Origin of the sequence: Mycobacterium asiaticum DSM 44297, assembly GCF_000613245.1 — a bacterium.
In the GTDB taxonomy this organism is placed as follows: domain Bacteria; phylum Actinomycetota; class Actinomycetes; order Mycobacteriales; family Mycobacteriaceae; genus Mycobacterium; species Mycobacterium asiaticum.
This window is the reverse complement of sequence record NZ_HG964936.1, coordinates 2,140,944-2,156,551: the sequence shown is the minus strand read 5'-3', so window position 1 is coordinate 2,156,551 and position 15,608 is coordinate 2,140,944. Positions and strand designations below refer to the sequence as shown.

The following is a 15,608-nucleotide window of genomic DNA, read 5'->3' as shown; positions in this document are numbered from 1 at the left end:
AGGATTCCGTCTGCGACGTAGGCCAAGTCAAGGCCGGTGGACCCGTGCATGCGGAACCGCGAAGACAGCCGGCTGAGGTTCTCTAGCACCGCCACCCGGTAGCGGCCGGGAAACCGGCCGCGCGAGTCCGCGCTGAACGAACCGGCGCCGATCAGCGCGTCAGCCAACGAGGCCGGCTCCAGAGCCGGCTGCGGTTCGCCATCCTTCATCAGCGGTCCCCCGACCACTGCGGTGTATCGCGTACCGATGAACGGCAGCCAGGTCAGCCCGGCCACCGGCTCGCCGTCGCGCAGCAGGCCCAGCAGAATCCCGGCCAGAGGGGACCCGGCAGCGTAGTTGAAGGTCCCGTCGACCGGGTCGAGCACCCAGACCCACGGCGAGTCGAAGTCCGCGCCGCCGAACTCCTCGCCGTGCACTTCGATTCCGGTGGACTTGACCAGCGCGTCGACCACCTGGCGCTCGATGGCGAGGTCGACTTCGGTGGCGAAGTCGTTGCCCTTCTTGCTCACCGCCGACTCGGCGCGGTGCCCGGCCAGGAACGGCTCGACCGCGTCGTCCAGGACGGCCGACGCCTCGGCCACCAAAGCCTCCAAATCCATTGCGCGGCTACCCCCGCACCGCGTCCAGTGCCTGCGGCAACGTGAACCGCCCCGCATACAGCGCCTTACCGACGATCGCTCCCTCGATGCCGCGGTCGGTCAGGGTGGCGATGGCGCGCAGGTCGTCCAGGCTGGACACACCGCCCGAGGCGATCACCGGCGCGTCGGTGCGCTCGGCGACCCGGGCCAGCAGATCCAGGTTTGGGCCTTGTAGGGTCCCGTCCTTGGTGACGTCGGTGACCACATAACGCGAGCACCCTTCGGCGTCGAGGCGGTCCAACACCTCCCACAGGTCACCGCCGTCGGTCTCCCAGCCGCGGCCGCGAAGGCGGTGCTGCCCGTCGACGATTTGCACATCCAGTCCCACCGCGACCCGGTCGCCGTGCTCCGCGATCGCCCGGGCACACCACTGCGGGTTTTCCAGCGCCGCCGTACCCACATTGACCCGCGCGCACCCGGTGGCCAGCGCCGCGGCCAGGGAATCGTCGTCGCGGATACCCCCGGACAGCTCGACCTGCACGTCCAGCTTGCCCACCACCTCGGCGAGCAGTTCGCGGTTGGACCCGCGCCCGAACGCGGCGTCCAAGTCGACCAGGTGAATCCAGTCGGTTCCGTCGCGCTGCCAGCCCAACGCCGCATCCAGCGCCGAGCCGTACTCGGTTTCACTGCCGGCTTTGCCCTGCACCAGGCGCACGGCGCGACCGTCGACGACATCGACGGCCGGCAACAGGATCAGCGACATCGCTACAGCCCCTCGATCCAATTGCGCAGAATCAGCGCGCCGGCATCGCCGCTCTTCTCGGGGTGGAACTGGGTCGCCGACAGGGGTCCGTCCTCGACCGCCGCCAGAAACGGCACTTGATGTGTCGCCCACGTCAACATCGCCTCGGGAGAACCTTCCCACCGCTGCGCGGCGTAGGAGTGTACGAAGTAGAACCGGGTGTCGGTGTCCACCCCGTTGAACAGCACGCTGTCCAACGCGGGATTGACCACGTTCCATCCCATGTGCGGGATCACCGGGGCGTCCAGCAGGGTCACCGCGCCGGGCCACTGGCCGCAACCCGTTGTCTCGACCCCGAACTCGACGCCGCGGGCGAACAGGATCTGCATGCCCACGCAGACACCCAGCACCGGGCATCCGGAGGCGACGCGCTCGGCGATGATCCGTTCGCCGCCGATCTTGCGCAGCCCGGTCATGCACGCCTCGAACGCGCCGACCCCGGGCACTACCAGTCCATCGGCCGCCAGTGCCGCGTCGGCGTCCGCGGTGACCTCGACGTCGGCGCCGACGCGCTCCAGCGCGCGCTGCGCCGACCGCAGATTGCCTGAGCCGTAGTCCAGCACCACGACGGATTTACTACTCACAGAACACCTTTGGTGGATGGCACACCCGAAACGCGCGGATCGGGCTCGACTGCCTGGCGCAGCGCGCGGGCGACGGCCTTGTACTGCGCTTCGGTGATGTGATGCGGGTCGCGCCCGTAGAGGACGCGCACGTGCAGCGCGATGCGGGCGTTCATGGCCAGCGATTCGAACACGTGCCGGTTGATCACGGTGTGGTAAGGCACCGAACTGCCCGCGATCGTGGTGTGCTGCAAGTGATCCGGTTCCCCGCTGTGCACACAGTAGGGCCGGCCCGAAACGTCCACTGCGGCGTGTGCCAGTGTCTCGTCCATCGGAATGAACGCGTCGCCGAACCGCCGAATGCCCTTCTTGTCACCGAGCGCCTGCGCGAGGGCCTGGCCCAGCGCGATCGCGGTGTCCTCGACGGTGTGGTGAGCTTCGATTTCGACGTCACCCTTGGTGCGCACCATCAGGTCGAAGCTGGCGTGGCTGCCGAGCGCCGTCAGCATGTGGTCGTAGAACGGGACGCCGGTGTCGATGTCGACCTGCCCGGTGCCGTCCAGGTCGAGTTCGATGACGATGTCGGATTCGCGGGTGCGGCGTTCGATGCGCGCCCAGCGCGTGCGGGTGTCGGTGGTGGTCATGGTGGTCCTAACGGAGTGGGGCTGGTATCGGAGTGGGGCTGGCCAGTTCCGTGACCGCGATCTGTGCGCTCGCCCGCAGAAAGGCGTCGTTTTCCTCGGCCAGTCCGGTGGTGGCACGCAGATAACCCGGGATGCCGACGTCGCGGATCAGCACGCCGGTGTCCAGGTAATGTCGCCAGGCGGCAGGCGCGTCGGCGAACTCGCCGAACAACACGAAGTTCGCGTCGCTCGGAATCACCCGAAAGCCCATGCCCCGCAACGCTGTCGACACCCGTTCCCGTTCGGCGATCAGGGTCGCGACGCTCCCGAGCGTGTCGTCGGCGTGCCGCAGCGCCGCCCGCGCGGCGGCCTGGGTGACCGACGACAGGTGGTAGGGCAGCCGCACCAGCAGCATGGCATCGACGAGCGCGGGGGTAGCGATCAGGTAGCCCAACCGGCCGCCGGCGAACGCGAACGCCTTGCTCATGGTGCGGGTGACGATCAGCTTGGTCGGGTACTCCTCGACCAGCGTCACAGCGCTGGGCTGCGAGGAGAATTCGCCGTACGCCTCGTCCACGATCAGGATGCCCGGTACCACGTCCAGCAGCTTGCGCAGGTCGTCGAGCGAAACACTCTGTCCGGACGGGTTATTCGGGCTGGCGATGAACACCACATCGGGTCTGCGCTCGACGACAGCGGCCACCGCCCGCTCGATGTCAAGGCTGAAGTCCTCGGCGCGAACCGTTTCCAGCCACTCGGTGCGGGTGGCGTCGGAGATGATCGGGTGCATCGAGTAGGACGGCACGAAACCGATCGCGCTGCGTCCGGGACCGCCGAACGCCTGCAGCAGTTGTTGCAGAATCTCGTTGGAACCGTTTGCTGCCCAGACGCTTTCGACCCCGATCCGAACGCCGGTCTGCACGGTCAGGTAGGCGGCGAGGTCGGTGCGCAGGGCCACCGCGTCGCGGTCGGGGTACCGGTGCAGATCCGCCGCGGCGTCGCGCACCGACCGCACCACGTCGTCGACCAGCGCCTGGGTCGGCGGGTGCGGGTTCTCGTTGGTGTTCAGCCGCACCGGCACGTCCAATTGCGGTGCGCCGTATGGGGTTTTTCCCCGCAGGTCATCGCGCAGCGGCAGGTCGTCGAGGCTAGGTTTGACGGTGCTCACCGCTCGAACCTCCGGCGTACCGCCTCGCCGTGCGACGGCAGGTCTTCGGCCTGCGCCAGCGCGACGACGTGACCGGAGACGTCCTTGAGGGCGGCCTCGGTGTAGTCGATGACGTGGATGCCGCGCAGGAACGTCTGCACCGACAGGCCGCTGGAGTAGCGAGCGCTACCGGCGGTGGGCAGCACGTGGTTGGAGCCGGCGCAGTAGTCACCGAGGCTGACCGGCGCGTAGCGGCCGACGAAAATGGCTCCGGCGGCGCGGATCCGGGCGGCGACCTGCGACGCGTCGGCGGTCTGGATCTCCAGGTGCTCGGCGGCGTAGGCGTTGACCACCTGCACGCCGGCATCGAGATCGTCAACCAGGATGATCTTGGACTGCGGACCGGACAGCGCGGCGCTCACCCGGTCGCGGTGCACCGTCGTCTGCAGTTGGGCGGCCAGTTCGGCCTCGGTGGCCTCGGCCAGCGCGACGCTCGGGGTGACCAGGACGCTGGCGGCCATCTCGTCGTGTTCGGCTTGGCTGATCAGATCGGCGGCCACGTGCGCGGGATCGGCGGTGTCGTCGGCGAGGATGGCGATCTCGGTGGGCCCGGCTTCGGCATCGATGCCGACCATCGAGCGGCAGAGCCGTTTGGCAGCGGTGACGTAGATGTTGCCGGGCCCGGTGATCATGTCGACCGGCGCCAGCGTCGCGCCGCCGGTGTCGGTGCCGCCATAGGCCAGCAGCGCCACGGCCTGCGCCCCGCCGACCGCCCAGACCTCGTCGACTCCGAGCAGCGCGGCCGCGGCCAGGATCGTCGGGTGCGGTAGCCCGCCGAAGTCGGCCTGCGGCGGGCTGGCCACTACCAGCGAGCCGACACCGGCTACCTGGGCAGGCACCACGTTCATGACCACGCTGGACGGGTAGACCGCGTTTCCGCCCGGCACGTAAAGGCCGACGCGTTCGACCGGTAGCCAGCGTTCGGTGACCGTAGCGCCGGGTCCGAGCGTGGTGGTGGTGTCACTGCGGCGCTGGTCAGCGTGCACGGCCCGGGTTCGCTCGATCATCACCTGCAGCGCGTCGCGGATGTCGCCGTCGAGGCCGCTCAGCGCGGCGTCCATCGCGGCCCGTGGCACCAGCACCGCCGAGGGCCGGACCCCGTCGAACTTCGCGCCGTATTCCAGCGCCGCCGCGACTCCGTGCTCGGCGACGGCCGCCACGATCGGTCGCACCGTCGGCAACACCGACTCCACGTCGACGCCGCCCCGCGGCAACGCCGTCCGCAGCCGCGCAGCCGTCAACTCCTGGCCCCGCAAATCCAAACGGGCCGGCAGCGCGGTCGATGTGGTCATATAAGCCATTGTCCCAGAGCAGCTCAAGTCGTTATCCGACCGGTAGTCTGCCGTTTGAACAGCGCAAGCCAGAAAATCGCCGGAGAAAGGGTTGAGCCGCCATGTCGGCAAAGGATCAGCACCCCAACAATGCACCGGGCGTTCCGATGGTCTACCCAGTGTGGTTCGAGAACCTGCAAGTCAAATACCTCAACCCGGCGCTCAAACCGATCGTGCGTTACCTGCCCGGCACCGCCACCATTTCCCATCGCGGGCGCAAGTCCGCAAAGCAGTACCAGACGATCGTGTCCACCTTCCGCAAAGGCAACCTGCTCGCGATCGCGCTGGGTCACGGCAAGACGGACTGGGTGAAGAACGTGCTGGCCGCCGGGGAGGCCGATGTCAACTACACCCGCCGTACAGTGCACATCACCAACCCACGGATCCTGGAGGCCGGCTCCAGCGCGGACGGGCTGCCCTTCCTGGCGCGAGTGCAGCTGCGCCGGATGGCGATCTTCGTCGCCGACATCGCCTGACAGGCGGGCGATCAGACCCTGGTGTAGACGGTCTTGCCGGTCATCGCCGGCCACACCGACGGCGCGTCCTCCCATGGGACCACGCGGTCGAGGACCGGCGACAGGTCCGCGCCCGCGGCCAGCAAATCCAGCACCGGCGGGATGGCGGCGCGGGCGTTCACCCGGCCGGTGACAAACCTCACACCGCGGGTGTACAGCGGCAGCAAACCTAAGTCGACCGGCTGGTAGTAGATCCCGGTGTCGGTGCACACACCGTCGGGCCACGTGGCCCGCAACGCCGCGGCCAGCAGTGCCGGATCGGCCGAGGTGTTCACCGTTACCGGATACGGATCCCACTCCTTGGCCGGCTTGGGCCGGTCGTACACCGTCGCGCCGAGCTTCTCGGCCGCCGCCAAGCGCTGGGCGTCGGTGTCGACATAGTCGACCTGCGCACCGAGCGCGGCCGCAAAGGCGGTGGCGTACAACCCGATTGACAGCCGGCCGACGACCAGCACCCGACGGTCGACGGCATCCAGGGCGGCCAACTCGTCCGCGAACGGCGCAACCGTGCGCCAGCCGTCCGGGATGTTGTCCGACAGGGACGCGATGGCCACCGGGTCGATCCCGTCGGGCACCGGTATCAACATCGCGTCGGCGTAGGGCACCGACACGAAATCCGACATGAATCCGCCGCCGTCCAGCCCGGCGATCGGCCCCATGCCGTACATCGCCAGCAACGGCAGCGAGGCGCACGAGCCGGTCACCCCGCGCTGGCACTCACGGCAGGTTCCGCAGTTGATCTGGAACGGCACGACCACCCGGTCGCCGACCTGCACGCTGGTAACAGCGTCACCGATCGCGACCACCTCGGCCACGCCCTCGTGACCCACGGCGTATCCCGGCGGCAGCGGCAGCCTGCCCTGCGAGACCGCCACATCCAGGTCGCAGCACGCCACCGCCAGCGGGCGGACCAGGGCCTGCTCGGGCTTCTCAATCGTCAGGTCCACCACCTCGCGCCATTCGTAGCGGCCGGGTTCGGTGTGTCGTAATTGCCTCATCCCAGCATTGTTGAGCAATCACTCAAGTAAAGCAAGTATCGTGTGGAATGTGCCTCGACCCGATCGCAGCCGCGCAGCCCTGATCGACACCGCCGCCACCCTGTTCCGGCGCCAGGGCTATGCCGCGACCGGACTCAACCAGATCCTCGAGGAGGCCGGCGTCAAGCCCGGATCCCTGTATCACCACTTCCCCCAGGGCAAGCAAGGGTTGGCCGCCGCGGTCGTCGACCACGTCGGAACGGGCATCGAACAACTCCTGCGCCAGTTGCTTGCCAGCGATCGTCCGGTGGCCGACGTCGTCGATCGCTGGATCGACGTACTGGTGGCGGGGCTGGCCAACGATCATCGCGACGGCTGTCCCGTGGAACCGCTGGCGACGGAGGCGGTCCATGCCAGCCCCGAGGTGCGCGCCGCCTCGGCGCGGGCGTTCCGGTCCTGGTGCGCGGCGATCGAGGAGCGGCTAGGGGCCGACGGCTGCTCTCCGATGCGCGCGGAACAGGCTGCGCTGGCGGTGGTTTCGCTGATCGAAGGCGCGCTGATCCTGTCCCGCACCACCGGGGAGGCGGCCGCGTTGCATGCCGCCAAGGCGGCGGCGCGCGCGTTGCTGACCGGTTAGTTACATATCTAGGCCGATATCGAGGACCCGAACCGAGTGGGTCAATGCGCCCACGGCCAGGTAGTCCACCCCGGTCCCGGCGTAGGTCTTGGCGGTCTCAAGACTGAGCCCGCCCGAGGACTCCAGCAGCACTCCCGGGGCGCGCGCATCCCGGCGCTGCACGGCCATCTGCGTCTGCCAAACCGGGAAGTTATCCAGCAAGATCAACTCGGGCTTCTCCACCAACACTTCGTCCAGCTGCTCCAAGGAATCCACCTCGACCTCGCAGGACAGCTTGGGGGCAGCGGCACGCACCGCGCGCAGCGCCTCCACCACCGATCCCGCCGCGGCGACGTGGTTGTCCTTGATCAGCGCGGCGTCGCCGAGCCCGAGCCGGTGATTGACGCCACCGCCCACCCGAACCGCGTACTTCTGCAGGGCGCGCAGGCCGGGCAGGGTCTTGCGGGTGTCGCGGACCTTTGCCTTGGTGCCCTGCACCGCTTCCACCCAGGCGGCGGTCACCGTGGCGATGCCGGACAGATGGCACACCAGATTCAGCATGGTCCGTTCGGCGGTCAACAGGCCGCGCGTTTCGGCCTGCACAGTCAGCAGCGGCTCACCGGCCTTCAGCCGCGCCCCGTCCTCGACTCGGGCCAGCACCTGGTAGCCGTCGCGGCCGATCACCTCGTCGAGCACTAGCAACGCGACCTCGACCCCGGCGACCACCCCGCACTCCCTGGGCACCATCGACGCCGTGGCCACCGCGCCGGCCGACACCGTCGCGAGCGTGGTGGCGTCCGGCCCGTAGCGCAGGTCCTCGTTGAGTCCGCGCCGAATGGTCTCGCGAGCGTCGGCCCGTTCGGCGTCACCGAGGAACATCAGCCCACCGCCGCCAGCGCTTCCAGTTGCACCGCGTTGCCGTCGGCGGCTAGCCGGATCAGTGCGCTGCGCCCCGGCTCGGCCCCGGACGACGGGTAATCGGCGCGGTGGTGGCAGCCCCGGCTCTCGGTGCGGGCCAGGGCGGCGGCGGTGACCGCGCGCGCCGCCAGGGTCAGCGCCACGTCTTCGACGTCGCGCCGGTCTGTCACCGGGCGAACCGGTGCGGCACTGAGCAATCCGGCCAGCCCCTGCAGCCCGGCGGCGTTCCGCTCGACCGAGGCGTCGCGGCTCATGGCCTGCTGCAAGTCGCTGCGCCGCAACGCGGTGTGGCGGGGCAGGTCGGGCCGCGCCAACCCGCTTGGCCGCCCCGCCAAAACAGCATGGGCGGCCGCAGCCTTGCCGGCGCGTCCACCGACCACCAAACCTTCCAGCAGGCTGTTGGAGGCGAGCCGGTTGGCGCCGTGCATTCCGGTGCGCGCGACCTCCCCCGCGGCGTAGAGCCCTGGCAGCTCGGTTTGGCCGTACACGTCGGTCACGACGCCGCCGCAGCTGTAGTGCGCCCCGGGAACGATCGGGATGGGCTGCCTTACCGGGTCGATACCGGCGTTGCGGCACGCGGCCGTGACGGTCGGGAACCGCGCCTCGAGGCCGGGGATGCCTCGCGCGTCGAGGTAGGCGCACCGGTCGCCGGTCGCCTTCAGCCTCGCGTCGATGGCCGCCGCCACGACGTCACGGGGGGCCAGGTCACCCATAGGATGCACCCCGGCGGTGATCGAATTGCCTTGACCGTCAAGCAGTATCGCACCCTCGCCGCGGAGGGCCTCGGTGATCAGCGGTCGCCGGCCACCGCCATCTACGGAATAGAGCATGGTCGGGTGGAACTGGATGAACTCGAGATCGCTGACCGCCAGGCCGGCCCATAGCGCCAGCGCGATGCCGTCACCGGTGGAGCCGTCCGGGTTGGTGGTCGCGCCGTAGAGGTGTCCCAGTCCGCCGGTGGCCAGGATCACCGAGGGGGCGCTGATGATGCCGGCGCCGTCCGCGCTGTTCACCAGTACGCCAGTCACCGCGGTGTCGTCGTGCAGCACCCGCAGGACAACGTGGCCGCTGCGGATGTCCAGCACCCGCCCGGCCTCATCGAGGGTGCGCTGCACCTCCGCGCCGGTGGCATCCCCACCCGCGTGCACGACGCGCCGGCGCGAATGGCCGCCTTCCCGAGTCACATCCCACCGCCCGGGCACGACTTCGTCGAATTGTGCTCCCTCACCGACCAATTCGCAGACCGCGCGGTAGCCGTCGGCGACGATTGAATACACCGCATCGGTGTCACACAAGCCCGCGCCCGCGGCCAAGGTGTCCGCGACGTGGGCTTCGATCGAGTCGTCATTGTCGGGCAGCACCACCGCGATGCCGCCCTGGGCGTAGTGCGTCGCCGTGACGCCCCGCGTCTGGGCCGCCTTGTTCAGCACGACGACACGACTGCCCGCACGGTGGGCCGCCAGCGCGGCCGCCAGTCCGGCGACGCCCATACCGATCACCACGACATCAGCGCCGTCGCGCCACAGCGGGGCCATCGTCATTCGCCACCGCCCGGCTGTCCGATCTCGATCATTCGCTGCACGCTGCGCCGGCCCGCCGCAGCGACGTCGGGGGCGACATGCACCTCGTCGGCACCTTCCACGAGGCATCGGAGCAGGGCCGCCGGGGTGATCATTTTCATGTACCGGCACGACGCGCGGTCATTGACCGCCTGGAAGTCGACTTCCGGGGCCGCCCGGCGCAACTGGTGCAGCATGCCAACCTCGGTGGCCACCAGCACCTTGCGGGCGCGCGTCTCGTGCGCGGCGTCCAGCATCCCGCCAGTGGACAGAATCTTGACCCGCTCCGCGGGGAAGGCACCCTCCCCCGCCAAGTACAACGCCGAAGTGGCACAACCACATTCGGGATGGACGAACAGCTCCGCGTCCGGGTTGGAGCGGGCCTGCTCGGTGAGTTCGTCGCCGTTGATCCCGGCATGCACGTGGCACTCACCGGCCCATACGTGCAGGTTGGTGCGACCGGTCTCCCGCCGCACGTGGGCACCGAGGAACTGATCGGGGCAGAACAGCACCTCGCGATCGGGGTCGATCGAGGCGACCACGTCGACGGCGTTCGACGACGTGCAGCAGATGTCGGTGAGCGCCTTGACCTCGGCGGTGGTGTTGACATACGAGACGACAACGGCGCCGGGGTGATCGGACTTCCACGCGCGCAGTTCGTCGGGCGTGATCGAGTCGGCCAGTGAACAGCCGGCCCGCTGGTCCGGAATCAGCACGGTCTTATCCGGGCTGAGGATCTTGGCCGTTTCGGCCATGAAGTGCACGCCGCAGAACACGATGGTGTCCTCGGGTGCCTCGGCGGCGATCCTGGACAGGGCCAGCGAATCCCCGACGTGGTCGGCAACGTCCTGGATTGCGGGCAACTGGTAGTTGTGCGCCAGGACGGTGGCACCCCGAAGCTCGGCCAGACGGCGAATCTCGGCTGCCCACTTCGCGTCTCCCTCGACTCCGGTGTAACCGGTTTGCGAGTCGATAATTCGGGAAGACATCTCGTCAGCGAACGTGACCGTGCGGGCCAGGACCGTCATTGGTGACTCCTTTCGCACCCAGGAGGTTTTCGACTTATAATCGAAAACATGCCCCATACTAGCACCGCCCACGAGGTGCTTGCGGTTGTGTTCCAGGTTCGGCCGGTCAACGGCGGCACCCGGAAGGACAAACCGCAGCTCAACGTGCTGTTATGGCAACGCGCCCGCGATCCCCAGCAGGGCGCGTGGTCACTGCCGGGTGGGCGGCTGCGCAACGACGAGGACATGAACAGCTCAGTTCGCCGCCAACTCGCCGAAAAGGTGGATGTGCGCCAACTGGCCCATCTGGAGCAACTCGCGGTGTTCTCCGATCCCGACCGGGTGCCCGGCACCCGAATGATCGCCTCCACCTTCCTGGGGCTGGTGCCCTCCCCCGCCACACCCGAGCTGCCCCCGGACACCCGCTGGCATCCGGTGGACTCGCTTCCGGTGATGGCGTTCGACCACGGCCCCATGGTTACCCACGCGCACGCCCGGCTGGTCGCCAAGCTCAGCTACACCAACATCGGATTTGCTTTGGCGCCAAAGGAATTCGCACTGTCGACGCTGCGCGACATCTACGGCGCCGCGCTGGGATACCAGGTCGATGCGACCAATCTGCAGCGCGTGCTGGCCCGTCGCAAAGTCATCACCCAGACCGGCACCATCGCCCAATCCGGGCGCAGCGGTGGCCGCCCCGCGGCCATGTACCGGTTCACCGACTCCCACCTGCGGGTCACCGACGAGTTCGCCGCGCTGCGCCCGCCGGGCGCAGCCGTGTGACGGGCAACACCGCGCGTTGGTTTCGACGAGCCGTCCAACACCTGTACATTGTCTAAGAGCTGTTTAAGAAACTGCTGGCGCTTGGCAGGCGCTGGTGCTGGAATCTGACTGGCCGGCGGCGCCGCTATCCCATCGGGGAAGAACGCGCGCGAGCACGCCGAGGCCTCGAAAGGAGCCTTGATGGTCGAGCTCGCCAAGGCAGTAGGCGCAACCGGCGCGGAGTGGATCGGGCGGGCGCCGCACGAGGAGCTGCAGCGGAAGGTCCGCCCACTGCTGCCCAAGGACGACCCCTTCTATCAGCCTCCGGCCGGCTTCCGGCACGCCGCCCCCGGCACCGTATTGCGCTCCCGCGACGTCGAGCTGGCATTCCTGGGCCTGATCCCGCAGCGCATCATCGCAACCCAGTTGCTGTACCGGACGACGGACATGCACGGCAACCCTGAGGCGACGGTCACGACGGTGCTGGTTCCCGCCGAGAAGGCGCCGGGCAAGCCCATCCCGCTGATCTCCTACCAGTGCGCGATCGACGCCATCACGTCCCGCTGCTTTCCCTCCTACGCGCTGCGCCGCCGCGCCAAGGCGATCGGGTCCCTGGCGCAGTTGGAGCTGCTGCTCATCTCGGCCGCGGTCGCCGAGGGCTGGGCGGTCTCGGTGCCCGACCATGAAGGACTCAACGGGCTGTGGGGCGCACCCTATGAACCTGGGTACCGGATCCTCGACGGCATCCGCGCCACGTTGAGCTCGGAGCGGTTCAACCTGTCCCCCGACGCGCCGGTGGGCCTGTGGGGCTACTCGGGCGGTGGGCTGGCCAGCGCCTGGGCCGCCGAACTGTGTGGGGACTACGCGCCCGAGCTGGACATCGTCGGCGCGGTGCTGGGCTCCCCGGTCGGCAACCTGGGGAACACCTTCCGTCGGCTCAACGGCAGCCTGCTCGCCGGGTTGCCGGCTCTGGTGGTCGCCGCCCTGGCCCACACTTACCCGGACCTGGACCGGATGATCAAGGAACACGCCAGTGACGCGGGCCGGGAGCTGCTGCTGAGCCTGGAGAAGATGACGACGGCCGAGGCCGTGGTCAAGATGGCACGCCTGGACATGGGCACCTTCCTCGACGAACCCCTCGAGGACATCCTGGCCACCCCCGCGGTGGCGCACGTCTTCGACAGCACAACCCTTGGCGTCGCGGTGCCGACGCCGCCGGTGCTGATCATCCAGGCCGTGCACGACTACCTGATCTCTGTCGACGACATCGACGTGCTGGCCGATTCGTATTCAGCGGGCGGCGCCAGCGTCACCTACCACCGCGACGCGTTCAACGAGCACATGCTGCTGCATCCGCTGTCCGCCCCGATGGCGCTGCGCTGGCTCATCGACCGCTTCGCCGGCCGGCCACTGACCGATCACCTGATCCGCACCAAGTGGCCCACCATGTTCAACCCGGTGACCTACGCCGGAATGGCGCGCCTCGGGATCATCGCGGCCAAGGTGATCACCGGCCGCAAGATCCACCGCCGCCCGCTTTAGTGCTGATCGGCCACCGGCGTCTGGGGCACTGACGGCAGCACCGCCGCCGGCCGATTGACCGGCGGATAGGCACCCAAGTCGTCGCGGACGGTCCCGGTGGCGCACAGGGCGTAGACGAGCGACGCGGCAGCGGTCGGCGACAGCAGCGTCGCGAGGATCTGCAGCGGCAGGTGGCCGAAGAACACCGGCGGCGCCTGCCGCACGTAGGTCAGCTGATGGTCGCCGCCGGACAACTGCACCGTGTCGAAATCAAGCGCGCCGTAGCGCAGCCGCACCAGCAATGCCCCCACGCCCGCCGCAGCGGCCGCCGCACCGATCAGGCCCACGGTCAACGCACCGACCATCTCAGGCCCCCGATGATCGCGCCACTGCCACACGGCGACGGCCGCCACCACGGCCAGCACCCCGAGCAGGCTCAGCAGCAGGAACGGCGCGACGAAGAAGTTCTGCGATTCGCTACCCAGGTACTCGTGCACCCGCTCGCCTTTGCGGCTGATTGCGACCACGGCGTGCACCGGCGGCGCGATCCATGCCCACAGGGCACCCACCAGCACTCCGCACGCCGTCAGGACCAGCATCACCACGCCGCTGGCGCGATTGCGGGAGGTATGCGGCCCCTCCGGCCCCGCCGGTTGCGGCCCCACGGGGCGCGGCAGCTCAGGTTGCGTGCCCTCCGGGTTCGGTACCTCGGGTTGCGGCACCTCGGAAACGGCGTCTTCGGTCATCGCTGCGCCTCCAGGTCCGCCGAGTCCACCTGGCCGTGCCGGGAACAGCGGGCCCACCACCCGTCCGGACGTACCTGCACGGTCATCCGGCGACCGCATTCGGCGCAGAAGCGCGGCGGCTCCAGACCGAGCTGGGCTGCCGTCGGCGTGGCAGACCCGGCCAACTCGCCGGTGTAGACGTTGTAGACGCCGGCCGCCACCGGACCGCCCAGCTCGCCAGCCACGATCAGCACCGGTTACAGGCTGGCATTGAGCGCCTTGATCGGCATCTGCAGATCCTCGAGGAGCTCGAGGTCGGCGTCGGCGGGACGCCCGAGCGTGGTCAGATAATTGCCGACGATCACGGCGTTGATTCCGCCCAGGATGCCCTGCTTGGCGCCGAGGTCGCCCAGGGTGATCTCGCGGCCGCCCGCGAACCGCAGCATGGTGCGTGGCAACGCCAGTCGGAAGGCGGCGACGGCCTTCAACGCCTCGCTGGCCGGCAACACCTCCAGGTCGCCGAACGGGGTGCCGGGACGCGGGTTGAGGAAGTTCAGCGGAACCTCGTGGGGGTCGAGTTCGGCCAGGTCGGCGGCGAATTCCGCCCGCTGCTCCAGCGTCTCGCCCATGCCCAGAATCCCGCCGCAGCACACCTCCATGCCCGCGTCGCGCACCATCGACAGGGTCTGCCAGCGCTCTTCCCAGGTGTGGGTGGTGACCACGTTGGTGAAGAACGAACGCGCGGTCTCCAGGTTGTGGTTGTAGCGATGCACACCCATGGCCGCCAGCCGGTCCACCTGCTCGGCCGTCAGCATGCCCAGCGAGCAGGCGATCTGGATGTCCACCTCGTTGCGGATGGCCTCGATGCCCGCCGCGACTTGGGCAAGCAACCGTTCGTCGGGCCCGCGAACCGCGGCGACGATGCAGAATTCGGTGGCCCCGGACTTCGCCGTCTGCTTGGCGGCCTCGACCAGGCTGGGTATGTCGAGCCATGCGCTGCGGACCGGGGACTGGAACAGCCCCGACTGGGAGCAGAAGTGGCAGTCCTCGGGGCATCCGCCGGTCTTCAGGCTGATGATGCCCTCGACCTCGACTTCGGGCCCGCACCAGCGCATCCGCACCTCGTGGGCCAGCGCAAGGAGTTCCTCGAGCCGGTCGTCGGCCAGCTGCAGCACCCGCAGCACCTGGTCCTTGCTCAGTCCCTTACCGCGTTCGAGCACCTGCTCGCGGGCAACGACAAGGATGTCGTCGCCGCTGGTGCCATCCGGGCCGGCATCGCTGGTCGGTCTGGTCGGCGCTTGGGTCACCGGGTACTCCCCTGCTTCTTGATCGCACGCGCATGGGCGATCCATGTTCAATGGCCGCGCCCTCAGGGCGGCTCGGGTGGAAAACCGTTCAGGTTAGGGTAACGGTCCCGACGACGACGGATGCCGCGCGGGCGTCCGTCGAGCCCTCGGGGCGTCACCCGATCCGGCCGGGTTGGAAGCCGGCGTGGGCATGCCTTCTCCACGCCGCGCAGTCCGGCGGCCAGCAGCACCGCGAAGGTCAGATACGGGTTGCACGCCGAGTCCGGGCTGCGCACCTCCACCCGTCGCGACGAGGTCTTGTGCGGCGTATACATCGGCACCCGCACCAGCGCCGAGCGGTTGGCCGCCCCCCAAGGAGGCCGCCGTCGGCGCTTCACCGCCGTGCACCAGGCGCTTGTAGGAGTTCACCCACTGATTGGTGACGGCGCTGATCTCCGACGCGTGTTCGAGGATTCCGGCGATGAACGACTTGCCGACATCGGAGAGCTTCAGCGGGTCGTCATCGTTGTGGAAGGCGTTGACATCGCCTTCGAACAGGCTCATGTGGGTGTGCATCGCCGAGCCCGCGTGCATGACCGAACGGCTTGGGCATTGAAG

Annotated in this window: 17 protein-coding genes and 1 pseudogene; 4 read left to right on the top strand and 14 right to left on the bottom strand. The window is 68.9% G+C overall.

All coding sequences use genetic code 11. The features are described 5' to 3' along the window. From BN972_RS10285 to hisD, 6 genes are all read right to left on the bottom strand, one after another. Positions 1-599: inositol monophosphatase family protein (locus tag BN972_RS10285; RefSeq protein WP_036355916.1), on the bottom strand; the 599-nt coding region annotated here is incomplete at its 3' end. Positions 600-606: 7 nt separating this feature from the next. After that, a complete protein-coding gene (priA, locus tag BN972_RS10280) occupies positions 607-1,341 on the bottom strand; it encodes a bifunctional 1-(5-phosphoribosyl)-5-((5-phosphoribosylamino)methylideneamino)imidazole-4-carboxamide isomerase/phosphoribosylanthranilate isomerase PriA (RefSeq protein ID WP_036355913.1) in 735 nt (244 codons plus the stop codon). Between the two features lie 2 nt (positions 1,342-1,343). After that, a complete protein-coding gene (hisH, locus tag BN972_RS10275; protein WP_036355910.1) occupies positions 1,344-1,964 on the bottom strand; it encodes an imidazole glycerol phosphate synthase subunit HisH in 621 nt (206 codons plus the stop codon). Beyond that, complete coding sequence (gene hisB / locus BN972_RS10270) at positions 1,961-2,587, bottom strand: imidazoleglycerol-phosphate dehydratase HisB (RefSeq protein WP_036355907.1); 627 nt, start codon at positions 2,585-2,587, stop codon at positions 1,961-1,963. The genes hisH and hisB overlap by 4 nt, the downstream gene beginning before the upstream one ends. A gap of 7 nt (positions 2,588-2,594) precedes the next feature. Next, positions 2,595-3,734: a histidinol-phosphate transaminase gene (locus BN972_RS10265; protein WP_036355903.1), complete on the bottom strand. Its 1,140-nt coding sequence runs from the start codon at positions 3,732-3,734 to the stop codon at positions 2,595-2,597. Then, a complete protein-coding gene (gene hisD, locus BN972_RS10260; protein ID WP_099051069.1) occupies positions 3,731-5,047 on the bottom strand; it encodes a histidinol dehydrogenase in 1,317 nt (438 codons plus the stop codon). The genes BN972_RS10265 and hisD overlap by 4 nt, the downstream gene beginning before the upstream one ends. A 119-nt stretch (positions 5,048-5,166) precedes the next feature. Here hisD and BN972_RS10255 point away from each other — a divergent pair, with 119 nt between their 5' ends. Beyond that, the gene (locus BN972_RS10255; protein WP_036355897.1) at positions 5,167-5,580 is read left to right on the top strand and encodes a nitroreductase family deazaflavin-dependent oxidoreductase; all 414 of its coding nucleotides are present in this window, start codon (positions 5,167-5,169) and stop codon (positions 5,578-5,580) included. An 11-nt stretch (positions 5,581-5,591) separates the two neighbouring features. Here BN972_RS10255 and BN972_RS10250 read toward each other — a convergent pair whose 3' ends face one another. Then, positions 5,592-6,617, bottom strand: coding sequence for an alcohol dehydrogenase catalytic domain-containing protein (locus BN972_RS10250; RefSeq protein WP_036355894.1), 1,026 nt, complete (start codon positions 6,615-6,617; stop codon positions 5,592-5,594). 49 nt (positions 6,618-6,666) lie between these two features. Here BN972_RS10250 and BN972_RS10245 point away from each other — a divergent pair, with 49 nt between their 5' ends. Continuing rightward, positions 6,667-7,233, top strand: a complete 567-nt coding sequence (locus BN972_RS10245; RefSeq protein ID WP_036357240.1) for a TetR/AcrR family transcriptional regulator — start codon at positions 6,667-6,669, stop codon at positions 7,231-7,233. Here BN972_RS10245 and nadC read toward each other — a convergent pair whose 3' ends face one another. From nadC to nadA, 3 genes are read right to left on the bottom strand one after another with little or no spacing between them, the layout of a single operon-like run. After that, positions 7,234-8,091, bottom strand: a complete 858-nt coding sequence (gene nadC / locus BN972_RS10240) for a carboxylating nicotinate-nucleotide diphosphorylase (RefSeq protein WP_036355891.1) — start codon at positions 8,089-8,091, stop codon at positions 7,234-7,236. After that, positions 8,091-9,671 carry an L-aspartate oxidase gene (locus tag BN972_RS10235; protein ID WP_036355887.1) on the bottom strand — a complete coding sequence of 527 codons (1,581 nt, stop codon included), beginning with the start codon at positions 9,669-9,671 and terminating at the stop codon, positions 8,091-8,093. Before BN972_RS10235 ends, nadC begins: the two co-directional genes overlap by 1 nt. Next, on the bottom strand, positions 9,668-10,717 hold the full coding sequence (nadA, locus tag BN972_RS10230; RefSeq protein WP_036355885.1) for a quinolinate synthase NadA: 1,050 nt from the start codon (positions 10,715-10,717) through the stop codon (positions 9,668-9,670). The genes BN972_RS10235 and nadA overlap by 4 nt, the downstream gene beginning before the upstream one ends. A 48-nt stretch (positions 10,718-10,765) precedes the next feature. Here nadA and BN972_RS10225 point away from each other — a divergent pair, with 48 nt between their 5' ends. Next, positions 10,766-11,479: an NUDIX hydrolase gene (locus BN972_RS10225; protein WP_036355882.1), complete on the top strand. Its 714-nt coding sequence runs from the start codon at positions 10,766-10,768 to the stop codon at positions 11,477-11,479. 180 nt (positions 11,480-11,659) lie between these two features. Then, the gene (locus BN972_RS10220) at positions 11,660-13,000 is read left to right on the top strand and encodes a lipase family protein (protein ID WP_036355879.1); all 1,341 of its coding nucleotides are present in this window, start codon (positions 11,660-11,662) and stop codon (positions 12,998-13,000) included. On the opposite strand, the gene BN972_RS10215 is transcribed toward BN972_RS10220, so the two are convergent. From BN972_RS10215 to BN972_RS10200, 4 genes and pseudogenes are all read right to left on the bottom strand, one after another. Then, on the bottom strand, positions 12,997-13,578 hold the full coding sequence (locus BN972_RS10215; protein WP_235192431.1) for a DUF2567 domain-containing protein: 582 nt from the start codon (positions 13,576-13,578) through the stop codon (positions 12,997-12,999). The genes BN972_RS10220 and BN972_RS10215 overlap by 4 nt on opposite strands. Before the next feature lie 143 nt (positions 13,579-13,721). Further along, positions 13,722-13,958 (bottom strand): biotin synthase auxiliary protein BsaP, encoded by a 237-nt coding sequence (gene bsaP, locus BN972_RS10210; RefSeq protein WP_172831216.1) that lies wholly within the window; start codon positions 13,956-13,958, stop codon positions 13,722-13,724. A 3-nt stretch (positions 13,959-13,961) separates the two neighbouring features. Beyond that, positions 13,962-15,011, bottom strand: a complete 1,050-nt coding sequence (gene bioB, locus BN972_RS10205) for a biotin synthase BioB (protein ID WP_036355876.1) — start codon at positions 15,009-15,011, stop codon at positions 13,962-13,964. 194 nt (positions 15,012-15,205) lie between these two features. Continuing rightward, positions 15,206-15,608: pseudogene (locus tag BN972_RS10200) on the bottom strand (glutamine synthetase); the annotation flags it as partial.